Origin of the sequence: Streptomyces sp. NPDC002138 (genome assembly GCF_040296485.1) — a bacterium.
Classification (GTDB): domain Bacteria; phylum Actinomycetota; class Actinomycetes; order Streptomycetales; family Streptomycetaceae; genus Streptomyces.
The window spans coordinates 26,829-45,483 of the sequence record NZ_JBEOXE010000026.1; the positions used below are offsets into that span (position 1 = coordinate 26,829).

Sequence of the window (18,655 nt, forward strand, 5' to 3'; positions counted from 1 at the left end):
GCGCGCCGCCGCACCGGGAGGAGTTCCTCATGGCCAAGGCAGTGGGCATCGACCTGGGCACCACCAACTCGGTCATCGCCGTGTGGGAGGGCGGCGAGCCGTCCGTCGTGCCCAACAGCGAGGGCAACCGCACGACACCGTCCGTGGTGGGCTTCACCGATACCGGCGAGCGCCTGGTGGGCCAGCTGGCCCGGCGCCAGGCGATCCTCAACCCCAAGGGCACCATCTACTCGGCCAAGCGGTTCATCGGCCGGCACTTCGACGAGATCTCCGACGAGGCCAGGGCGGTCGCGTACGACGTCGTCGAGGGCGACGGCGGGGCGGCCCGTTTCAAGGTGCGCGACAAGCTGTACGCGCCTGAGGAGATCAGCGCCCAGGTGCTGCGCAAACTCGCCGACGACGCCTCCAAGCAGCTGGGGGAACGGGTCACGGAGGCAGTCATCACCGTGCCCGCCTACTTCAACGACGCCCAGCGCACCGCCACCAAGGACGCCGGACGGATCGCGGGACTGGAGGTGCTGCGGATCGTCAACGAGCCGACCGCGGCAGCCCTCGCCTACGGCATGGACAAGAAGGAGCACGAGACCGTCCTCGTCTTCGACCTGGGCGGCGGCACCTTCGACGTGAGCATCCTCGACGTCGGCGGCGGGGTGGTGGAGGTGCGCTCCACCGCCGGCGACAGCCACCTGGGCGGCGACGACTTCGACCGGCGTCTGGTGGACCACCTCGCCGACGACTTCCAGAAGGAGAACGGCATCGACCTGCGCAAGGACCCGCAGGCGCTGCAACGCCTCTTCGAGGCGGCGGAGAAGGCCAAGACCGAGCTCAGCTCGGTGACACAGACGCAGGTGAGCCTGCCGTTCATCACCGCGGACGCCGCGGGCCCCAAGCACCTCACCGACTCGATCATGCGGTCCACCTTCGAGCAGATCACCGGCGACCTGGTGGAGCGGTGTCTGGGACCGGTTCAGCAGGCCATGACCGACGCCAAGGTCGGAGAGAGCGACATCGACGAGGTCATCCTCGTCGGCGGATCCACCCGCATCCCCGCCGTCCAGTCCCTCGTGCGGCGGCTGACCGGCGGCAAGGAACCCAACATGAGCGTCAACCCCGATGAGGTCGTGGCCCTGGGTGCCGCGATCCAGGCCGGGGTGCTCAAGGGTGAGGTCAAGGACGTCCTGCTGCTCGATGTCACGCCCCTGTCGCTGGGCGTCGAGACGCGCGGTGGCGTGATGACGAAGATCATCGAGCGGAACACCACCATCCCCGTGCGCCGCTCCGAGACCTTCTCCACCGCCGAGGACAACCAGCCCGCCGTCGACATCGTCGTCCTCCAGGGCGAGCGCGAGCGGGCCGCCGACAACCGGGTGCTCGGCCGGTTCCAGCTCACCGACATCCGGCCGGCGCCGCGGGGCGAACCCCAGGTCGAGGTCACCTTCGACATCGACGCCAACGGCATCCTCAACGTCACGGCCCGCGACCGGGACACGGGCAAGGAACAGGGCATCACCATCAGCGAGAGCTCCAACCTGGACCGCGGTGAGGTCGACCGCATGGTCGAGGAGGCCGAGCGCAACCAGGGCCAGGACCAGGCACTCCGCGAAGCCGTCGACGCCCGCAACGCGCTCGACGCCGTCGCGTACCAGGTCGAGAAGCTCCTCGCGGAATTGGGCGACGCGGCGCCCGCACACGAGAAGGCGCGCGCCGAGATGCTCGTGGCCGACGCCCGGGCGGCGGTCAAGGAGGAGGCGGGCGTGGAGCGCGTACGGCCCCTGACCTCCGAACTCCAGCAAGTGCTCGCCGGGATGGCGGCCCATCAGGGCGCCGCCGCCCCAGGCGGCCCCGACCAGGACGGCACCGGAGGCGGCGCGACCGGTGGCGGCGCGAGCGGCGGTGGCGGTGACGACGACGACGTCATCGACGCCGAGTTCGACAAGGAGTGAGGCGCGTCATGGCCAGCCACCCCCAGCACCCCGACCGGGCCGCGGCTGATCCGGTCGAACCGGGCCCCGAGGGCGCCGTACGCCCTCCCCGCGGCGATCTGCCCCCGCCGGGGCCGCCGCCCCGGCCGGAAGCGGGGTACGACGAACCGGGACCCGACGCCGCCGGCCCCGCCTCCGCCGAGGACGAGTACACGACCGCGATCCGGGAACTGGAGGACCGCTGGCGGCGCGCGCTCGCCGACCTCGACAACCTCCGCAAGCGCCACGCCAGGGAACTGGAGCGGGAGCGGGCGGTGGAGCGCTCCCGCACGGCCGCCGCGTTCCTGCCCGTCCTGGACAACCTCGAACTCGCCCTGGCCCATGCCGGCGCCGATCCGGGCGCGATCGTCGAGGGCGTCCGGGCGGTCCGCGACCAGGCGGTGAACGTCCTCGAACTGCTCGGCTACCCGCGGCACGCCGAGACCGGCGTGGCCTTCGACCCGGCCCGGCACGAGGTGGTCGGTGTCGTCCAGGACCCCGAAGCCCCCGCGGGCACCGTCGTCGAGGTGCTGCGCCCCGGCTACGGGGACGGCGACCGGCAGCTCAGGCCCGCCGCCGTGACGGTCGCGAAGCGGGAGTGACCGGTCATGGCACGGGACTTCTACGAGGTGCTGGGCGTTTCCCGGACCGCGGGCCAGGACGAGATCCAGCAGGCGTATCGCAAGCTCGCCCGCAAGTACCACCCCGACGTCAACAAGGACCCGGACGCGGAGGAACGCTTCAAGGACCTCAACGAGGCGTACAGCGTCCTGTCGGACCCGAAGACCCGGGGCCGTTACGACCGCTTCGGCGAGGACTTCCGCAAGATCCCCGAGGACTTCGACGAACGGGTCGCGGCCGGAGCGGGCGGTGGCTCCCGCGCTCGCAGGACGGCGGGCGCGGCGGGCGCGGGCGGCCCCCGTGTCCGGTACACCACCGGCTTCGGCGACGGCTTCGGCGACGGCTTCGGAGCGGAAGGCATCGACATCGAGGACCTGTTCGGTTCGATGTTCGGAGCCGGCGCCGCCCCGGGCCGCGTCCCGGGGGCGGACCAGGAGGCCGAGCTGCCGCTGACCGTCGAGGAGGCGTACCGGGGCGGTCGGCGCGGTGTCACGCTCGCCGGTCCCACCGGGCAGCCCCGGCGGTACGAGGTCGACGTCCCGCCGGGCGTCACCGACGGGCAGCGCATCCGGCTGGCGGGTGAGGGCGGCCGGGGCAGTGGTGAGGCCCCCGCGGGCGACCTGTACCTGCGGGTGCGCATCAAGCCCGACCCCACGTTCCGGCTGGACGGCCGTGACGTGCACGTCCAGGTCCCCGTCACCCCCTGGGAGGCGGCCCTGGGCGCGACCGTGCCGGTGCCCACCCCCGGCGGTGGCACGGCCAAGGTGACCGTGCCCGCGGGCTCGTCCAGCGGCCGCAAGCTGCGGCTGCGGGGCGAGGGCATGCCGAACCCGCGCGGGGCGGCCGGTGACCTGTACGCCGAACTCCGCGTCATGGTGCCGCCCACCCTCGGCGACCGGGAGCGCGAACTGTTCGAGGAGCTCGCCGCCACCTCATCGTTCGACCCCAGGAGGACGCGATGAACCACCGACCCGCGGGAGCGGCGGGCACCGGCGGGACCGGCGCGGGCGACCGCCCGGTGCGAACGGGCACCGACGTCACCGCCTCGACGGTTGTCCGGTACGCGCTCGTGCCCGTGCCCGGGCTCTCCCTGAACGCCGTGGCCCGTCGTTCGGGCCTGCATCCCGATCTGGTCCGGCGGTTCGTCGCGCTCGGCCTGGTCGACGCCGAGCGCGACGCCGCGGGGCACCTGGTGTTCGACCCCGCGGCGCCGGCGGTCCTCGCCCGCATCCAGCGGCTGCGCTCCGGACTCTGCCTCAACTACGCATCCATCGGTCTGGTGCTCGACCTGCTCGACCGCATCAGCCTGCTCGAAGCCGCCCTGCGCGGCCGCGGCACGAGGAGTGAAACACCCCCATGGACATGAACCGTCTCACCCAGAAGTCCCAGGAAGCCCTCCAGGAGGCCCAGAGCGCGGCCCTCGGCATGGGGCAGACCGAGGTCGACGGGGAACACCTGCTGCTCGCACTGCTCGATCAGGACGACGGTCTGATCCCGCGACTGCTGCAACAGGGCGGCAGAGAGCCGGAGGAGCTGCGCGCGGCCGTGCGAGAGGAACTCGCCCGCCGCCCGAAGGTCACCGGCCCCGGCGCGACGCCCGGCCAGGTCTTCGTCACCCAGCGCCTGTCCCGCCTGCTCGACGCCGCCGAACGGGAGGCCAAACGCCTCAAGGACGAGTACGTGTCCGTGGAGCACCTCCTGCTCGCCCTGGCCGAGGAGGGCTCCTCCACCGCCGCCGGGCGGCTGCTGGGCCGGGCCGGCATCACCAGGGATTCGTTCCTGAGCGCGCTCACCCAGGTCCGTGGCAACCAGCGCGTCACCTCCGCCAACCCCGAAGTGGCCTACGAGGCGCTGGAGAAGTACGGCCGCGATCTCGTCGCCGAGGCCAGGGCCGGCAGGCTCGACCCGGTCATCGGCCGGGACGGCGAGATCCGCCGGGTCACCCAGATCCTCAGCCGCAAGACCAAGAACAACCCCGTCCTCATCGGCGACCCGGGCGTCGGCAAGACCGCCATCGTCGAGGGTCTCGCCCAGCGCATCGTCCGCGGCGACGTGCCCGAAGGACTCCGGGACAAGATCGTGTTCGCCCTCGACATGGGCTCCCTGGTCGCCGGCGCCAAGTACCGCGGTGAGTTCGAGGAACGCCTCAAGGCCGTGCTGTCCGAGGTGAAGGCCGCCCAGGGGGGCATCCTGCTCTTCGTCGACGAACTGCACACGGTCGTCGGCGCGGGCGCCGCCGAAGGGGCCATGGACGCGGGCAACATGCTGAAGCCGATGCTCGCGCGCGGCGAACTGCACATGATCGGCGCCACCACCCTCGACGAGTACCGCAAGCACATCGAGAAGGACGCCGCTCTCGAACGCCGCTTCCAGCAGGTCCTGGTCGACGAGCCGAGCGTGGAGGACACCATCTCCATCCTGCGCGGACTGCGCGAACGCCTGGAGGTCTTCCACGGCGTGAAGATCCAGGACACCGCGCTGGTCTCCGCCGCCACCTTCAGCCACCGCTACATCACCGACCGCTTCCTGCCCGACAAGGCCATCGACCTCGTCGACGAGGCATGTGCCCGGCTGCGTACCGAGATCGACTCGATGCCCGCCGAACTCGACGAGATCACCCGCCGCGTCACCCGTCTGGAGATCGAGGACGCGGCCCTCTCCAAGGAGACCGACCCCGCCAGCAGGACCCGCCTGGAGGAACTGCGCAGGGAACTGGCCGACCTGCGCGCCGAGGCCGACGCCAAACACGCCCAGTGGGAGGCCGAACGCCAGGCCATCCGTCGCGTCCAGGAACTGCGTCAGGAACTGGAACAGGTACGTCACGAGGCGGAGGAGGCCGAACGCGCCTACGACCTCAACCGCGCCGCCGAACTCCGCTACGGCCGCCTCCGGGACCTGGAGCGCCGGCTCGCCGCGGAGGAGGAGCAACTGGCCTCCAAACAAGGGCAGAACCGGCTGCTGCGCGAGGTCGTCACGGAGGAGGAGATCGCCGACATCGTCGCCGCCTGGACCGGCATCCCGGTCGCGCGTCTCCAGGAGGGCGAACGCGAGAAACTGCTGCGCCTCGACGAGATCCTGCGCGAGCGCGTCATCGGTCAGGACGAGGCCGTCGAACTCGTCGCCGACGCCATCATCCGCGCCCGCTCCGGCATCCGCGACCCGCGCCGCCCCATCGGCTCGTTCATCTTCCTCGGCCCCACCGGCGTCGGGAAGACCGAGCTGGCCAAGACCCTCGCCCGGGCCCTGTTCGACTCCGAGGAGAACATGGTCCGCCTCGACATGAGCGAGTACCAGGAGCGGCACACCGTCAGCCGGCTCATGGGCGCGCCGCCCGGATACGTCGGCTACGAGGAGGGCGGCCAGCTCACCGAAGCCGTACGCCGCAAGCCGTACTCGGTCGTGCTGTTCGACGAGATCGAGAAGGCGCACGCCGACGTCTTCAACACCCTGCTGCAGATCCTCGACGACGGCCGGATCACCGACGCCCAGGGCCGCACCGTCAACTTCCGCAACACCGTGATCATCATGACGTCCAACATCGGCTCCGAGCACCTCCTCGACGGCGCCACCGCCGAGGGTGAGATCAAGCCGGACGCCCGCGCCCGGGTGATGGGCGAGCTGCGCGGGCACTTCCGCCCGGAGTTCCTCAACCGCGTCGACGACATCGTGCTGTTCAAGCCGCTCGGCGAGCGGCAGATCGAGCGGATCGTGGAGCTGCAGTTCGACGAGCTGCGCCGGCGCCTCGCCGAACGCCGCACCACCGTCGAGCTCACCGATGCGGCCCGTGAGGTGATCGCGCACGAGGGATACGACCCGGTGTACGGGGCCCGGCCGCTGCGGCGTTACATCTCCCACGAGGTCGAGACACTGGTCGGGCGCGCCCTGCTGCGCGGCGACCTCCAGGACGGCGCGAAGATCCGCGTCGACGCCGAGCACGGGGGGCTGGTGGTCACCTACGACCAGCCCGAGGACGTGAGGGAAGCGAGGGCGGCATGAGCACCACGCAGGCCACCCACGTCACCTGCCCGCACTGCGGGCGCACCAACCGGGTACCGGTGGCCGCCGAGGGCCGCCCCCGGTGCGGCAACTGCAAGCGGCCCCTGCCGTGGATGGCCGACGCGGGCGACGACGACTTCACCGAGGTCGTCGAACGGGCCACCGTGCCCGTCGTCGTCGACCTGTGGGCCACCTGGTGCGGCCCCTGCCGCATGGTGAGCCCCGCGCTGGAGAAGGTCGCCACCGACCTCGCGGGAACGATCAAGCTGGTCAAGGTCGACATCGACAAGAACCCGCGCCTGGCGCGGCGCTTCGAGGTCCAGGCGGTACCGACGCTGCTGGTCCTCGACAAGGGGAAGACCATCGCCCGGCAGGCGGGTGCCGCGCCCGCCCCCGCCCTGCGGCGATGGGTGGAGCAGTCGATCGCGGGCCGCGAACCGGCCGGCAAGGAGTGATCCGGCCATGACCGTACGAACCGACCCCCACCTCGCCCTCGTACGCCCCGTCACCCCGCGTGCCACGGGGTGCGAGGAATGCCTGGCCACGGGGTCCTTCTGGGTCCACCTCAGGCTGTGCCTGACCTGCGGCCACGTCGGCTGCTGCGATTCCTCGCCGAACCGGCACGCCCGCCGGCACGCCGCCGCCGACGGCCACCCGATCGTCGCCTCGCTGGAGCCCGGCGAGGACTGGCGCTGGTGCTACGTCCACGAGGCGTACGTGTGATGGCCGGCGACGAGACGCGGCCGGACGCGGCGCCCGTGCCGGACGAGACGCAGGAGACCAGCCCCTTCGAGACCCCCGACCTCCACGGCGCCTATCCCCGCTTGCCGGACGATCAGATGGCCCGCCTGGCGGCGCGCGGCCGGCGGCGCGCGGTCGACGCGGGTGACGTGCTGATCCGGGAGGGCGAGCGGTGCGAGACGTTCTACGTCGTCCTCAGCGGCTCGGTCGCCATCGTCGAGGGCCACGGGACGCCCGGCGAACGTCTGCTGCGCGTGCACGGCCCCGGCCGCTTCCTCGGCGAACTCGGGCTCCTGAACGGACAGGTGGCCTTCTACACCGCCGTGGTCAGGGACCCCGGCGAGATCCTCGCCCTGTCCATGGACCAGCTGCGCGACCTGGTGACCCGGGACTCCGTCCTCGGTGACGTGGTGCTGCGCGCCTGCCTGGGCCGCCGTGCCCTGCTCGTCGGGCAGGGCGCGGGCTTCCGCATCATCGGCTCGCGCTACTCGCCCGACACCCGGCGGCTGCGCGAGTTCGCCGTCCGCAACCGGCTGCCGCACCGCTGGATCGATCTGGAGACGGACGAGGAGGCCGAGGCGCTGCTGCGCCGCTTCGCGGTCGGTCCGGAGCAGACGCCGCTGGTGATCTGGCGGGACACGACCCTGCTGCGCAATCCGAGCAACGCCGAACTGGCCCGGTTCATCGGTCTGCCGTCCCTGCCGTCGGGCAACGGCGGCGGAGATCTCCTCATCGTCGGCTCCGGTCCGGCCGGTCTCGCCGCCGCGGTGAACGCCGCCTCCGAGGGCCTCGGCACGACCGTGGCCGAAGTGCTGGCCACCGGAGGCCAGGCCGGGACGTCCTCCCGCATCGAGAACTGCTTCGGCTTCCCCTCCGGCATCTCCGGCGCCGAACTCACCGAGCGCGCCGTGCTCCAGGCGGAGAAGTTCGGCGCCCGGATCAGCGTCCCGGCGGAGGCGACCCGGCTCGAACGGCGGGACGGCCACTACGCCGTCGGGTTCGCCGACGGCAGCGAGATCACCGCCCGTACCGTCGTCCTGGCCACCGGCGCCCGCTACCGACGCCTCCATGTGCCCGGCATCGAGCCCCTGGAGGGCGCGAGCGTCCACTACTCGGCGACCGTCTACGAGGCCCAGCAGTGCCGTGCCGACCCGGTGGCGGTGGTCGGCGGCGGCAACTCCGCCGGGCAGGCCGTGCTCTTCCTGGCCGGATACGCACCGCAGGTGCATCTGCTCGTCCGTGGGCCGAGCCTCGAGGCGCACATGTCCCGTTACCTGATCGACCAGATCGAGGGCCACCCACGGGTCCAGGTGCTGCTGTACACCGAGATCACCGAGGTACTGGGCGACAAGGTCCTGGAGGCGGTCACCGTAATCGACCACCGTACGGGCGAGCACCGCCGCCTCGCGGTACGGGGCCTGTTCGTCTTCACCGGCGCGGACCCCCACACCGATTGGCTGTCCGGCACGCTCGCCCTGGACACGCGCGGCTTCGTGCTCACCGGGGCGGAGGCACAGGCGTGCTCCGTTCCCGAACTGTGGCAGAGCCAGGGCCGCGACTGTCTGACCTTGGAGACCAGCCTGCCCGGCGTCTTCGCCGCCGGAGACGTCCGCAGCGGCTCGGTGAAGCGCGTGGCCTCGGCGGTGGGAGAAGGCGCGATGAGCATCCACTACGTGCACCGCCACCTGCGCCGCACGGCCGCGCCCGGCGGCACCGACAGCTCCCCGGACACCCGCCCGAAGGAATCGGCTTGGCTCGCATGACACCCGGCGGGCGGCGCGTTCACGAGAGGCCGGCGAGGGGCGGTGCCGTCAGCGAGCCGATGGGGTGAGGGCGGTGCGGTCGAACGGGCCGCCGTGTGCGGCGGCGTACGCGACGGCGTCGTTGACGGCGTCGAGGCCGAACGACCGGACCCGTTCGGGGGCGAGGTCCAGGGTTCCCGAGGCGAGGAGCCGGATGATGCCGACGTTCGCCGTGCGCGGATACATCTACTGGCCGCGCACGGTGACCGAGTTGCGCATGATCCAGGGGTACGGGAGTGCGAGGTCGTCGCCACCGAGCATGCCGACGCCGCCCATGAGGACGACGCGGCCGTACTCGCGCACGGTCATGGCCGCCGTGCGCGCCGCCGAGCTGGGCGCCCCCGGCGGTAGCAGGTCGATCACCATGTCGATCGGGCCGCCGCCCGCCGCGGACATCGCCGCCCGGTCGGCCGCCTCGTCCCCGGTGAGCGGGACCGGGCGCACACGCGGACCGAACCGGTCGGCGAGGAGGTCGAGCGCGGCCCGGTTGCGGCCCGGGGCGACCACACGGCCCGCACCCATGGCGAGCGCGACCGCGACCGCACTGCTGCCCAGGTTGCCGGTGGCCCCGCTGACGAGCAGCGTCTCACCGGCCGCGAGCCCGCCCGCCAGCAGCCCGCCGTACGGGATGACGTGCACGCCGAGCGCGGCCCAGCGGGCCGGGTCGTCCCCCGCCACCGCGGGCAGCGGGTGGACGTTCTCCGTCGGGACCCGCATGAGCTCGGCGAACGATCCGTCGTGCAGGTGCCGGGCGAGCCGCGCGCCGCCCTCACCGCGCGAACTCCAGCCCTGGAGCGTGATGTCGGGCGTCAGCGCGTCGTCCCGGGAACGCACCGTGCAGTCGCACCACACCAGGTCGCCGGGGCGCAGCCGGGTGGCGTCCGGGCCCGCGTGGACGACCCGTCCCACGCCGCCGGTCCCGGGCACGACGGGAGGGACCAGGGGGTAGTTGCGCGCGCCGCTGAAGACCTCGGCCGCGTACGGGGCCACGCCGGCGGCGAGGACCTCGACCACCACCTCGCCGCCGCCGGCCTCGGGGTCGGGCACCTCCCGCACCGTGAGCGGGGCGCCGAACCCCGTCAGAACTGCTGCTCGCACGTGCTGACCTCCGTGGTCGTCCGTTCGTCGGTTCGTCCGTTCGTCCGTGTTCGTCGGGATCGGCACTAGGAGCCGGGCGGACATGCGGGAAGCGACGATCCTGCATGTCTGGTATGCGTATGCCGCATGGACATCTCCAGCACAGGCCTGCGGGTCCTGCGGCAGATCGCCGAGTCCGGCAGCTTCACCGCGGCGGCCACCCGGCTCGGCTACACGCAGTCGGCGGTCTCGCGCCAGGCCGCCGCCCTCGAACGCAGTGCGGGCACCGCCCTGTTCGAGCGCCGCCCCGACGGAGTGCGGCTCACCCCCGCGGGCCTTACCCTGCTGCGCCACGCCCGCACGATCCTGGACTGCCTGACGGCGGCCGAGCGCGACCTCTCCGGCACCGTCCCGCAGACCGAACCGGTGCGCCTCGGGCTGTTCCTGAGCGCGGGCGCGGCCCTCCTGCCCCCCTCGCTCGCCCGCCTCGCGGCAACCGACCCGCAGATCTCGGTCACGACGACCGAGGGCACCACGCCCACCCTGATCCGGGCCCTGCGTGCGGGTTCGATCGACCTCGCCGTCCTGACGTCCCGCCCGCCCCACCGGCCGTTGGACGGCGAGTCGCCGCGCCTGCACGTCGAGACCGTGGCGGACACCGAACTGGTCGTGGCCGTGCCCTCGACCGGAGCGTTCGCCGGCCGCGCGGCGGTGCACGTCGACGAACTGGTCGACGCCCCGTGGATCGCCACCCCGGCCTCGCACGCCGAGCCACTGCTCGGTGTCTGGCCCGGTCTGCCCGGGCGGCCGCGCGTCGTCCACCGCGCGCGGGACTGGCTGACGAAGCTTCAGCTGGTCGCCGGCGGCTTCGGGGTGACGACGGTGCCCTCCCGGCTCTCCCCGATGCAGCCGCCCGGGGTGCGCCTCCTGCACGTCGAAGGCGCACCTCCCGAGATCCGCCGGGTCCTCGTCGCGCGACTCCCCGGCCGCCCGACCCCGACGCTCACGGCCGTCACCCGGGCGATCACCTCGACCGGGCTCTAGAAGAAGCCGAGCTTCTTCGGGGAGTACGACACGAGGATGTTCTTCGTCTGCTGGTGGTACAGCGGTTACACCCATCCTGAACTGGTGAAACGGTGGATTGTGCGGCCATCTGGCGGCGGTTGGTCCGGGAATGGTCCGGATCTTGGTGTCCGCAGACCCGGGCGGGGGATCGGGCAGGGGGAGTCGTGGAAGCGGCCGGGGCGGGGAAGGCGCTCCTGCGGGGGCCCGTTCTGTCGACTACGGCCGGTGGTCGTCCCAGAGGCATCCGGCGTGATAGAGATGCGCAGGCGCCCCGCATGGCGGACCCAGCCCCGCGCTTACCCGGGTAGGCGATCGGCGCTGACCTCGTCACTGGCCGGCCTTGCGCTCGGGACGGACTCTGACGCTCGTCGGGAGCATGCTGTTGCAGTCAGGCGCGGAGGGTCGAGGAGCCCGCTTCAGCGCGGCGACATCGTCGCTGCCTGCCGGGCTGTCTGCCATGTTCTCGCGATGTGCGGCATGCTGCAGTTTCGCAGATTGTGATCATCACCCTTGGTCAGACGGTCAAACTCACGATCCTCGACCCGTTCAAGCCCGCCGATACCATGGTCACGAAGATCGACAAGTCGCTCGTCGGCGCCGTCATCTACATCACCATGGCCCGCGGTGATGCCAAGCCCGCCAGGCTCACCACGGGGAAGGACAGCACGGCCACCGCCAGGCTGCCCGTCGCCGCGCGAGGGAACCTCTTACGTGGCGACCGAGACGCGGCCCCTGAGGGATACCAGCTGGACTTCACCCCGGTGAGGATCACCGCGAAGCCCGGAGCCCCGACCGCGGCCGCCTTCACCAATACCAAGAAGGTCCAGTCGACCCGGCCGCCCACCACCCTTGCGCTCACCCCTACGAACCCCGCCATCCTGCCGACCACCCCGTCGGAGCCCACCAGCACGCCGGAGCCGTGCACCTCGGCTTCGGCCTCCACGGCCCCGGCCCCGACGCGATTGAGCGGCCCCATTCCGTACTTAACGTGACGTTCCTGCGTCTTTGGGTAACGCTTCGGAAGTGACTTCGGGAGGGTAATTTCCCGTCCAAAAGCTCGACTTGGCACTCTAGAAGAACCCAACAGCTTTCGGGGAATAGCTGCAATAAACGTTCTTCGTCTGCTGGTGGTACAGCAGCTGCACCGGTGCTGACCAGGTGAGACGGCAGTCGGTGCGGCTCCTCGGCAGGGGTTGGTTCGGAAACGGTCCGGATCTTGGTGCGTGCGGTGCTCGGCGACAGCCTTCTGCAACACCCTTTAGGCGTTGCGCCACCCGGCTGTGCTGGAAAACGAGTCGAGCAGGTCCACCACGAAAACCAGGGTCGAGCCCGCCGGGATCAACGGCGAGGGCGACTGATTGCCGTAGCCGAGACGCGGGGGAACGATGATCTCGCGCCGACCGCCGACCTTCATCCCCCTCACCCCCCGGTCCCAGCCCTTGATGACCCTGCCACTGCCCAGGGCGAACTTGAACGGCTGGCCCCGATCCCAGGAGGCGTCGAACTCCTTCCCGGACTCGAAGGTCACCCCGACATAGTGGACCCTGACCACCATGCCCGGCTTCACCTCAGCCCCGTCCCCGACGACCAGGTCGCGGATGGTCAGCTCGGTAGGAGCGTCACCCTCCGGAACATTGACCTCGGGCTTCTTCAGTTCACTCATCGCCGCCTCTTCACTCTCCGTCGGGAGCCCTCGCACGGACCAGCCGGACACATGGACACCCCATGTATGCTCCGTTTCCAGTCCCCGGTCCTCCGGAGCGCCCCGGAGGACCTTGACGCTCCCGTGCCTGATCACGGCATGCGAAGAATATTGCAGGTCAAGCTCCGCTTGATGTAGCGCTGGCCCCGTTACCGAGGGCCGGAGGCACCGGGCCAGAACCGCCATTCCTGTGCGCGGCGGCAGTCGGCCACGGCACACTGGCCCGGGTCAGCCCGAGTACGTGGGCCAAGTCGCGCTGGAGGAACGTTTGGCAGCGGTGGTGCTGGTACACGGAATCTGGAACAGGCAGCGCGGCGTGACGCCCGCGGCGGCGGCGCTGGGTCTGGCCGACAGCGCCAGATCCCGACTCGAGTACGGGTTCTCCGCCGCGGGTCTGTCCCACGTGGCTGTACCGGACGTGTCCATGGCCTACTACGCGCATCTGCTGGCCGACGACCTTGCCGAAGAGCAGGCGGGAGATGGCGGCGACGGATTGCAGAGCCTGACGCCGCTCCAGTTGGCACAGGCCTGGGAGTGGCTGGTGGCGGCAGGCGTGCCCGAATTGAAGGAGGCACAGGCCACGTACCTGATGCCGGTGCGGCAGGGTCTTGGCTGGCTCGTTCAGCGCCGTGTCGGGCAAGGGGCGAGCTCTCGGGTTCGACAGCAACTGACGGAGCGCCTCTCGCGGCTGGTCGTGGCCCTGGTCCATGACCTCGATGCCTATACGTCACGCCCGGGACGCAGGCGCGCGGTGTGCGAAGCCGTGGCGCACGTCATTCGCACAGAGCGACCCCGGGTGCTGATAGCGCATTCGCTGGGTTCAGTGGTCGCCTACGAGACGCTGCATGCTCATCCGGATCTAGAGGTGGAGGTGCTGGTGACCGTCGGCTCCCCGTTGGGTCTGCCTACAGTGACGCGCCGGTTGGAACCGGAGCCACGTGAGGGCCGAGGGACGCGGCCGAAGGGGATCCGGCGGTGGATGAACATCGCTGACAAGGGTGATTTCGTCGCCATTCCGCCATGTTTGGGAGACGCGTTCCCCGTTGATGTCCACGAGACCGTGGACATCGGCCTGCTCGATCCGCACACGTTGGGCAGCTATCTGGCCAATGGGGTGCTCGCCGCCGGCATTGCCCCCTACGTTGCTTTCTGACAGGTCGGTCTCCGGCCGGTCGTCCATGCCTCGGCGCCAACGGCTCGTCGGCGCCGCGATACGGCGGACAACTGCGTGGGAGCGTCAATGACAGGACGATCACTGGTCGTGGGCGCCGGTGGTTTTCCGGCCCGGGTCGTATCCGAGGAGGACCAGGCCTTCGGAAGGATCCTGTTCGCACCCCTTCCGAGCGTGGCAGGAGCGGTCACGGATCTGGCACATGCCCTGGCGAGAGTGGGAATGGCAGCCGTCCCTCCCCTTCTGGACCCGGACCGGCACGAGATGCTCACGTGCTGGAAGCGCACCCAGGAGGAGGCCGCGGACCAGCCGCTGGTGGTCCACTTCTGCGGCCACGGGACGGTAGGCGCCGACGGCGGACTGTATCTGGCGGTTCGGGACAGCGAAGGAGCGCTCGACCGAGTGCGAGCCACCAGCATCGAGGTCGACTCCCTGCTGAGGGATGTGGAGGGTGGGTCGGGCGGTCCGGTGCTGTTTCTGCTGGACGTGTGCGGCGGTGGGCGCGCGGTGACGTCGCAGTTGGCGCACCAGTTGTCGGGACGGGGCCGACGGGCCTGGCTGATCGCGGCGTGCGCCGATGACGAGGTCACGCACGAGGCCAGGTTCACCACGGCGACCACCACAGTGCTTGACCGGCTCGCTCGGGGATGGCTCGACCTGTCGCCAGCGCTGGAATACGTACCGGTCGACCTCCTTGCCGCGGAAATCGACCGAGAACTGGCCTGTGCCGACCGGCAGGCCAGCCGCGTCGGACAATCGGTGGTCCGCACTACGCAGGAGAAGGCCGCCTCGGACGTACCGTCCTTCTTCCGGAATCCGGTGTACGGAAATGATGCGACGAGTCGATTCCTGGCCCGTACCGACGCCGCGCTGCGGCAGTTCGCCATTGAGAGCGACCCGGGGCTGGACCTCGTGCACTTCGCCACCCGCGCGGCCGGAAGCAGCCGCGCCGACACCAGCTTGTTCAGCGGTCGCACCACACAACTGCAGCGCATCGCGGATTGGCTCGACGACAGAGAACGGAGCCAGGAGCGGCTTCTGGCCGTCACGGGTGGGCCGGGCTCGGGCAAATCCGCCTTGCTGGGGGTGACGGTGTGCGTCACCCATCCAGTGTTCGCCCCGCTCAAGCGCCGCATCGTCAGCCGTGTTCGAGGCTTTCGTCCCACCGTCGGGGCGAAGCTACTGGCGGTGCACGCCCGACAACTCACGACCCGGCAGATCATCACCTCCTTGCTGCACCAGCTCACGGACCAGATCTCCGACGCCGCAGGCAGAGCTGCTTCGCAACGGCCGCAACCGGTGGATCCGTCAGTTTCCGGTCCGTACCCCGAGGACACTTCTGCGGACTTCGGTCGGCTGACGGACTCTATGCGGAACGCGGGACCGGTCGTGGTCATCCTTGACGCGCTCGATGAGGCCGTCGATCCTGCCGAGGTCTTGAGGGAAGTCTTGCTGCCGCTGTCCGGGCACGGCGAGGAGGATCCCGTATCCGATCCCGTACCCGACTGCCGGGTCATGATCGGAACTCGTCTGTGGCAGGACGCTCTGCCTTCATTGCACGGCATTACCGCCGCCAAGCCGGCCACGCGCCTGGACCTTGACACACAGCATCGCAAGGACCTGACAGAGGACCTGGCACGCGACCTCGCCGAGTACCTGAGCGATTTCATGTACCCGCACTATCCGCAAGCCACCACGGACGCCATCGCGCACAGACTCGCCCACTCCACCGAGCACGGAGCCTTTCTGATCGCGGCCCTCTACGCCGACCACCTGCTCAGCGAACGCGCCGCAGGGCGCCACGTCCCCGACCAGCAGATCGCCACTGGCCTGCCCTGCAGCATCACGGAGATGTTCGACCTGCACACGACCACTCTCGCCGGTGCTGACCCATGGATCCGACCCGTGCTCGCCGCTCTGGGACAAGCCCGAGGTCAAGGCATGCCTCTGGACCTCATCCACGCAGTGGCTCTCGCCCACGCTCCGCCGGAACTGCGTGAGCGGCCCCTGCCCTTGACTCTGCAAGACACCCGTGACGCGCTTACCACGGCCACCTTCTACCTGCGCACCTCTTTGGACGACGACCAACGCGTGCTCTATCGCTACTTCCATCAAGCGCTGGTCGAGCACACGGCCTCGGCCACCGATCCCGCAACCACCCTCAAGGCCCTCCTCGACACGGTTCCTCCGGCCGACGAGCACGGCATCCGCCGCTGGGACATCTCACACCTCTACCTGCGTCGCCACGCTGCCGCCCATGCCGCGGCCGCCGGGCCCGGAGCGCTCGACCCACTTCTCGAGGACCATCTTTTCCTTCTGTACGCCGACCCCGACCACCTCAACGCGAACCTCCACCATGCCGACGGCCCCCAAGCCGTCCGCCGAGGCCGCATGTACCGCACCACCGTCGCCTACCACTCCCACCGCCACAGCGTGGCAGCCCGTCGCAGCTTCCTGGCCCTCGACGCTGTGGTGTGGCACGATCACCTGTTGGCCCGCACCCTCACCACCACCCCCCTCAACCACCAGACCGCCCCCGCCACTCCCCAGTGGGCGACCCGGCTCAGTGCGTCCGTCGATTCCGCGCCGGGTACGCAGCGGCAGGCGAAGCCAGTGCTCGCGGTCACCACGGCATCCTTGCAGGACGGCCGCGCCCTGGTTCTCTCCAGCCGCGCCGGCGAAGGGGCGACCGTTTGGGACATGGGGTCCGGCAGACGCCTCAGGCACCTCGTCAGTCCAGCCGGCGAAGTAACCGCCCTGGCTGCGTCGTTCCTTCCCGATGGACGGAGCATTTCCGTCACCGGTGACGTCGGTGGCCACCTGATCATGTGGGACCTGGCTTCCGGCGAACGCCTGCGAACGTACAAAGGGCATGCGGGCCCCGTGTCCACCATCGCCCTCGGGAGCCTGGCCGACAGGCCGGTCGCCGTCACGGGAAGCCACGGCAACGGGCGCACGGTCGTATGGGACTTGAGCACCGGCGAACGTCTCCGTGTGGTGAACGCTCACCGGAGCTGGGTTTCCTCTACCGCCCTCGGTGAAGTCGGCGGACGGAGCATCGCGGTCACAACCGGAGGCCACCGTGGTGGTGCGGTCGTGTGGGACGTGACGTCCGGAGAGCGCTTGCACGTGCTCGGCGGACGAGAGGAGCAAATGTCGGCAGTTGCCGTCGGTGAGCTCGAGGGGAAGCCGATTGCGGTGACGGGCAGTAGCGGATTCGGGCGGGTGGTCCTGTGGGATCTCTCGTCCGGACTGCAGATCCGCACCCTCACCGGCCTCGGACACGAGGTCTCCGCCGTAGCCGTCAGCAAGCTGGGTGGGCGGGGCATCGCGGTGGTCGACGGTGGCAACGGACAAGTGATCGTGTGGGACCTGGCATCAGGCCAGGAGACCCGCTCACTCGCCGGTCAGAGCCAGAGGCTCTCCGCCGTGGCGGTGGCCCACCCGCCTGGTGAGGGATGTGTCGCCGTCACCGGTGACAGCGGTGGCGAACTGTTCCTGTGGGACGTGGGAACCGCCGGACAGATCCGCGCCTTCGTCGACCAGTACGACGGGATATCCGACATCGCCACCTACGGCGACGGCCCGTACGAGGCAGTCGTGACAGGGCGGCATGACGGTCAGGTCGAGGTGTGGAACCTGGCAACCGGACAGCCTTCGAACGCATTCCCCTCGGGTGTCAGCTCGGTCTCCGCACTCGCCGTCGCGCCCGTCCCGGAAGCACGGCACTCCGCCCTCGTCGGTGGCACCGATGGACGCGTGATCGTGTGGGACGCGGAGGGCGACCGTCCGCTGCACCGCCTCGCCGGCCACGTCGGTGGTGTGTCCGTGGCCGCCGGGGGAAGGCTGAACGGTCGGGGCATCGTCGTGACCGGTGGCGCCGACGGTCGAATCGTGGTCTGGGATCCGGCGTCCGGCGACTACGTCCCTCCGATCTTCGGGAACCACGTCGGCGGCGTATCGGCACTGGCGACGGGAACCCTTGCCGACGGTCGGGACATCGCCATCACAGGAGGCACCGACGGTCAGTTGACCATCTGGGATCTCGCCACCCGTCAGCCAATCCGGTCGCTCGCCGGGCATCTCGACGGCGTGTCCGCGCTTGCCACAGCGTCCCTTCCCGACGGCCGCAGCATCGCTGTTGCGGGCGACTGGTCCGGACGCGTGATCATGTGGGACCTGGTCACCGGCCGGCGCCTTCGGACCGTCCCCGGCAACGTCGGCTGGGTGTCCGGGGTCGCCGTGGCGAGGCTCGGTGATCGGCCCGTCGCCATCATCAGCAGCGGCACGCGAATCTTGTTCTGGGACCTGGCCTCCGGCGAACTGCCGTGGCAGCCGCTGCAACTCCCCACGTTCATCGACGCCGTGGCGGCGACAAGCATCGGCTTCATCCTCGTGCATGGCCCTGATATCGCCTACTTCAGGTGGAACGTCCAAGCCGAGAGTCACGACACGACTGACCTTGAGAGGTCCTAGTACTCCAGCCGTACTTCGGTATTTGGGCGAGGAGCGGGCTGCG

General features: G+C 70.4%; 13 protein-coding genes and 1 pseudogene. 12 read left to right on the plus strand and 2 right to left on the minus strand.

Annotation, left to right across the window (positions count from 1 at the left end; genetic code table 11):
- Nucleotides 1-29: 29 nt before the first annotated feature.
- The 8 genes from dnaK to ABT084_RS18755 are packed head-to-tail and all read left to right on the plus strand — an operon-like array spanning nt 30 to nt 9,082.
- A complete protein-coding gene (gene dnaK / locus ABT084_RS18720; RefSeq protein ID WP_351044999.1) occupies nt 30-1,943 on the plus strand; it encodes a molecular chaperone DnaK in 1,914 nt (637 codons plus the stop codon).
- A gap of 8 nt (nt 1,944-1,951) precedes the next feature.
- Nucleotides 1,952-2,563 (plus strand): nucleotide exchange factor GrpE, encoded by a 612-nt coding sequence (locus ABT084_RS18725; RefSeq protein WP_351044829.1) that lies wholly within the window; start codon nt 1,952-1,954, stop codon nt 2,561-2,563.
- A gap of 6 nt (nt 2,564-2,569) precedes the next feature.
- Nucleotides 2,570-3,544 carry a DnaJ C-terminal domain-containing protein gene (locus ABT084_RS18730; RefSeq protein WP_351044831.1) on the plus strand — a complete coding sequence of 325 codons (975 nt, stop codon included), beginning with the start codon at nt 2,570-2,572 and terminating at the stop codon, nt 3,542-3,544.
- Nucleotides 3,541-3,948 carry a chaperone modulator CbpM gene (locus ABT084_RS18735; protein WP_351044834.1) on the plus strand — a complete coding sequence of 136 codons (408 nt, stop codon included), beginning with the start codon at nt 3,541-3,543 and terminating at the stop codon, nt 3,946-3,948. Before ABT084_RS18730 ends, ABT084_RS18735 begins: the two co-directional genes overlap by 4 nt.
- Nucleotides 3,939-6,578: an ATP-dependent chaperone ClpB gene (clpB, locus tag ABT084_RS18740; RefSeq protein WP_351044837.1), complete on the plus strand. Its 2,640-nt coding sequence runs from the start codon at nt 3,939-3,941 to the stop codon at nt 6,576-6,578. Before ABT084_RS18735 ends, clpB begins: the two co-directional genes overlap by 10 nt.
- Nucleotides 6,575-7,033, plus strand: coding sequence for a thioredoxin (gene trxA, locus ABT084_RS18745; RefSeq protein ID WP_351044840.1), 459 nt, complete (start codon nt 6,575-6,577; stop codon nt 7,031-7,033). Before clpB ends, trxA begins: the two co-directional genes overlap by 4 nt.
- 7 nt (nt 7,034-7,040) lie before the next feature.
- Nucleotides 7,041-7,301, plus strand: coding sequence for a UBP-type zinc finger domain-containing protein (locus ABT084_RS18750; RefSeq protein ID WP_351044843.1), 261 nt, complete (start codon nt 7,041-7,043; stop codon nt 7,299-7,301).
- Nucleotides 7,301-9,082: an FAD-dependent oxidoreductase gene (locus ABT084_RS18755; RefSeq protein ID WP_351044846.1), complete on the plus strand. Its 1,782-nt coding sequence runs from the start codon at nt 7,301-7,303 to the stop codon at nt 9,080-9,082. The genes ABT084_RS18750 and ABT084_RS18755 overlap by 1 nt, the downstream gene beginning before the upstream one ends.
- 48 nt (nt 9,083-9,130) lie before the next feature.
- Here ABT084_RS18755 and ABT084_RS18760 read toward each other — a convergent pair.
- Nucleotides 9,131-10,219 (minus strand): annotated as a pseudogene (locus tag ABT084_RS18760) (alcohol dehydrogenase catalytic domain-containing protein).
- Nucleotides 10,220-10,345: 126 nt separating this feature from the next.
- Between ABT084_RS18760 and ABT084_RS18765 the strand changes: the two are divergent.
- Complete coding sequence (locus ABT084_RS18765) at nt 10,346-11,242, plus strand: LysR family transcriptional regulator (protein ID WP_351044848.1); 897 nt, start codon at nt 10,346-10,348, stop codon at nt 11,240-11,242.
- A 518-nt stretch (nt 11,243-11,760) separates the two neighbouring features.
- On the plus strand, nt 11,761-12,255 hold the full coding sequence (locus ABT084_RS18770) for a hypothetical protein (RefSeq protein ID WP_351044851.1): 495 nt from the start codon (nt 11,761-11,763) through the stop codon (nt 12,253-12,255).
- Nucleotides 12,256-12,521: 266 nt separating this feature from the next.
- Here the strand turns inward: ABT084_RS18770 and ABT084_RS18775 are convergent, their stop codons facing one another.
- Nucleotides 12,522-12,926 carry an FKBP-type peptidyl-prolyl cis-trans isomerase gene (locus tag ABT084_RS18775; RefSeq protein WP_351044852.1) on the minus strand — a complete coding sequence of 135 codons (405 nt, stop codon included), beginning with the start codon at nt 12,924-12,926 and terminating at the stop codon, nt 12,522-12,524.
- Between the two features lie 280 nt (nt 12,927-13,206).
- Between ABT084_RS18775 and ABT084_RS18780 the strand changes: the two genes are divergently transcribed.
- The gene (locus ABT084_RS18780; protein ID WP_351044855.1) at nt 13,207-14,118 is read left to right on the plus strand and encodes a hypothetical protein; all 912 of its coding nucleotides are present in this window, start codon (nt 13,207-13,209) and stop codon (nt 14,116-14,118) included.
- 87 nt (nt 14,119-14,205) lie between these two features.
- Nucleotides 14,206-18,612 (plus strand): AAA family ATPase, encoded by a 4,407-nt coding sequence (locus ABT084_RS18785; RefSeq protein ID WP_351044857.1) that lies wholly within the window; start codon nt 14,206-14,208, stop codon nt 18,610-18,612.
- The last annotated feature ends 43 nt before the right edge of the window (nt 18,613-18,655 follow it).